3 protein-coding genes are annotated in these 2994 nt (G+C 63.7%); 2 read left to right on the forward strand and 1 reads right to left on the reverse strand.

The genetic code is table 11. The annotated features are described in order from the left end of the window. Nucleotides 1-151 precede the first annotated feature (151 nt). Both A477_RS0118940 and A477_RS0118945 read left to right on the forward strand, forming a co-directional pair. Nucleotides 152-412 (forward strand): GlsB/YeaQ/YmgE family stress response membrane protein, encoded by a 261-nt coding sequence (locus tag A477_RS0118940; RefSeq protein ID WP_017200461.1) that lies wholly within the window; start codon nt 152-154, stop codon nt 410-412. Between the two features lie 377 nt (nt 413-789). Then, complete coding sequence (locus A477_RS0118945) at nt 790-2031, forward strand: hypothetical protein (protein WP_017200462.1); 1242 nt, start codon at nt 790-792, stop codon at nt 2029-2031. 26 nt (nt 2032-2057) lie between these two features. Here A477_RS0118945 and A477_RS0118950 read toward each other — a convergent pair whose 3' ends face one another. Beyond that, the gene (locus A477_RS0118950) at nt 2058-2813 is read right to left on the reverse strand and encodes a ZIP family metal transporter (RefSeq protein WP_026005766.1); all 756 of its coding nucleotides are present in this window, start codon (nt 2811-2813) and stop codon (nt 2058-2060) included. Nucleotides 2814-2994: the final 181 nt, after the last annotated feature.

Below are 2994 nucleotides of genomic sequence, written 5' to 3' on the forward strand. Positions count from 1 at the left end.
CCATGACAGACCCCGACCCTGCCGGCAGGCCGTCTGCCAGCCAAGCCGTCGGAATGCTCCGACGGCTCGGCTGGTAGCCAACAATCAGGCAGATAGCGGCATGCGTCCTTGTGCCGAACTGGGGCCTCCTTTATGAAAGAGAGAATGAAAAATGGGAATCATCGGTTGGATTATTTTGGGTCTGATTGCCGGCGCCATCGCAAAGGCCATCATGCCCGGAAAGCAGGGTGGCGGCTGGATCACTACCATCCTCCTCGGCGTCGTGGGCGCCGTTCTGGGTGGCTGGATCGGTAGCGCGCTCTTCAAGGTGGGCATCAACGAGTTCTGGTCGCTTTCCACATGGCTGCTCGCAATCGGCGGCGCGCTGCTGGTCCTCATCATCTGGGGATTGTTCACGCGCAAGAAGGCGTAACTGCCTGCCTGAACGCCAAGAGGCTCCGACGCTGTTGCAGTTTCTGCAGCTCGGGGCCTCTTTGCTGCGTTCAGACGGTTATCCGGCCGGGTAGCTGAGTGCCAGGTCGATGATCACGCGGGCGGGAGATCGAAAATCATCCGGTAAAGGCGCTCCGCGCGGCGGGCTGGACCGCTGTCATCCGGCCGGAAACTGATCCCCGGCAGGACCACAACACCATTCTCGATTCGTCCTCGCCGAAGCGCGCGTGCCTTCGGTCGAACGGCAACTACGGGTAAGCGGGTCACAATTCTCCCGTAGCACGGCGACTGCAGACCACATCCAAGGGTCGGTTACGCTGCTCAAAGCCACGCCACTCCGCACGCATAGGGCCACCAATGACGCACTCTTTTGCAGCTGACCATGCCACCCCGAAACCGGGATTGTCGCCCGAACCTCCCCGCGAAACCCGCCACGAACACAGCGCCGGCGGCACCGCTTTGGGAGCCTTCGGAATGGTGGCCATCGTCGGTATATTCGCACTTCTCCTCCACATGCTGGCGCAGCATTCGCCGCGGATTGGTCCTGGCGGCGCTGGATGGCCGCAAGACGCCGTTGACACCCCGTTGACCGCCGTGCGCTGGCTACTGGGCGACATGACCGAGCCACTCTTCTACAAGTCCGATCTCGCAGCGCTTGGACTACTCGCAGGCGCCACGGCCGCGTGGTGGGCTGGCCGACGAGGTGCGAACTGGGCGGGATCGCTCAGCTATGGGACGGGCCTGTGGCCTTGGGTTCTGACATCAGCGTCCATGAGTTTGTTTCTGTCCAACCTGATGTTCGGATGGATGCTCGACGACGGATGGCAGCCAACGTTCGTGCCCTTCGTTTGCGTCGCACCCGCCCTTGTCCTTATGTACGGGGCGGGTTGGCGGACCTGCGTCACCGGCGCGGTCCTTGGGGCAGCCACCACCACACCCCTGGCAAAGTTGTTCATACCAGCCGTCTCAGAGCCGCTCGGCTTGCCCGCCGTGGTTGGGAGCGTCCTCGCAATGTCGGTGGGTTCGGTCATCTCGTTCCTGGTCGCGCGGCGGATGCCGTGGCTTGTCCTACGGGAGCCTCGGCCGACGACGCTACCTGGGTCGCCGCCGTCGAGCCGCAACCGGAACGTGGCCGGCGACGCCGCCTGGGCGGCCCGCAGGGTGCTCAAGGACTTCACTGAAACGCATTTCTTCGCCAACGAGCTCGCCGCCGCCTGTGTGATCCTGGCTGTGGCGGTGGCCTTTGTCCTGAACCCCTTGTTGCCGTCGTACGGGACGGGCCTGCTGCCGCACATACTGTTTGCCCAAGCGTTGACCTCGGCCATCGGCGTCACGCTGTGGCGGGGCTGGTACCGCGATGGCGGGTGGGCTGCCACCTACGCGCCCGTGGTGTCAGTGGCTCCTGCGGCAGTCCTCGCGTATGGCGGCTCCTGGACGGGGATGGTGGGCGGCGCCGTGGTGGGTGCTGTCCTCGCACCGCCTCTGGCCAGGGCAATGTCCGCTCGGCTGCCGGCCGGCTTCCATCCGGTCATCGGCAACACAGCGGCCATGGCCGTCTCGACGGCGGTTGCCTTGCCGGTGATTGGGCTACTGCCCTAGTTTGCAGGGACTTTGCCCGTGACGGCTCAACCGCCGATGTGGTGAATAGTAAAGGCGCTCAGGAATCCGACGGCGGCCGTCAGCCCAGTCAGGTTGTGGTGCTCCTCAAAGGCCTCGGGAATCATGGTGTCGGCAAGCATGGCCAGGATTCCACCTGCAGCGATGGCAGTGATGAACGCGATCACGGTCTCCGGAGCGTTTTCCAGAGCGGTGTACCCAAGGAGTGCGGCAAGCCCGCTGAACACCGCAATGCCAGCCCACGTGCCAAAGACGTATGCGGGGCTGCGTCCGGCCTTCTTCATGCCTGCTGTGCTGGAGAGGCCCTCCGGAACATTCGAAATGAAGACGGCGGCGAGCATGGCCGGGCTGACTGCCCCTCCGGCGAGGAGGCCGACGCCCAGGACCACTGATTCCGGAATGCCATCAATGAGGGCACCCACTGCGATGGCGGTCCCGCTTCCAGGGGAGTCCTTTTCTGAGGGCTGAGCGCCGCCCGAGCGCTTGCGATGCTTGGCGCCGGCGCGGGCAAGCAGGGCGTTGGAACCCACAAAGACCAGGGCGCCCAGGAGAAAGCCCAGGACTGTAGGGAGCAGCCCGCCGCCTTCCACGGCTTCGTCCACCAGTTCGAAAGCCAAGGCAGAGATCAATACCCCGGCCCCGAAGGCCATCACTGTGGACACGATTTTGGGCGGTACTTTCCAGATCCACGCGATACCCGACCCAAGGACCAAGGCCCCGCCGGCAAACGTTCCCCAGGTGAGGGCCTGCAACCACATTGGCATTGTCGTGCTCCATTCAGCCGTTCATGTGCCCCAAGAAGTGTTGCACATGAGGTCTGTGTGGCTGCTGAAAGTCTTGATGATTTCCTGAGGAAGAGCAGGATTTGTTCTTGATCCGGGCCCGGCACAGTAGTTCTTGTCAGCCAGAGAGGCTGAAATGAACAGCCGGCCAGACCCACGGCGG

Source organism: Arthrobacter sp. M2012083 (assembly GCF_000281065.1).
Taxonomy (GTDB): domain Bacteria; phylum Actinomycetota; class Actinomycetes; order Actinomycetales; family Micrococcaceae; genus Arthrobacter.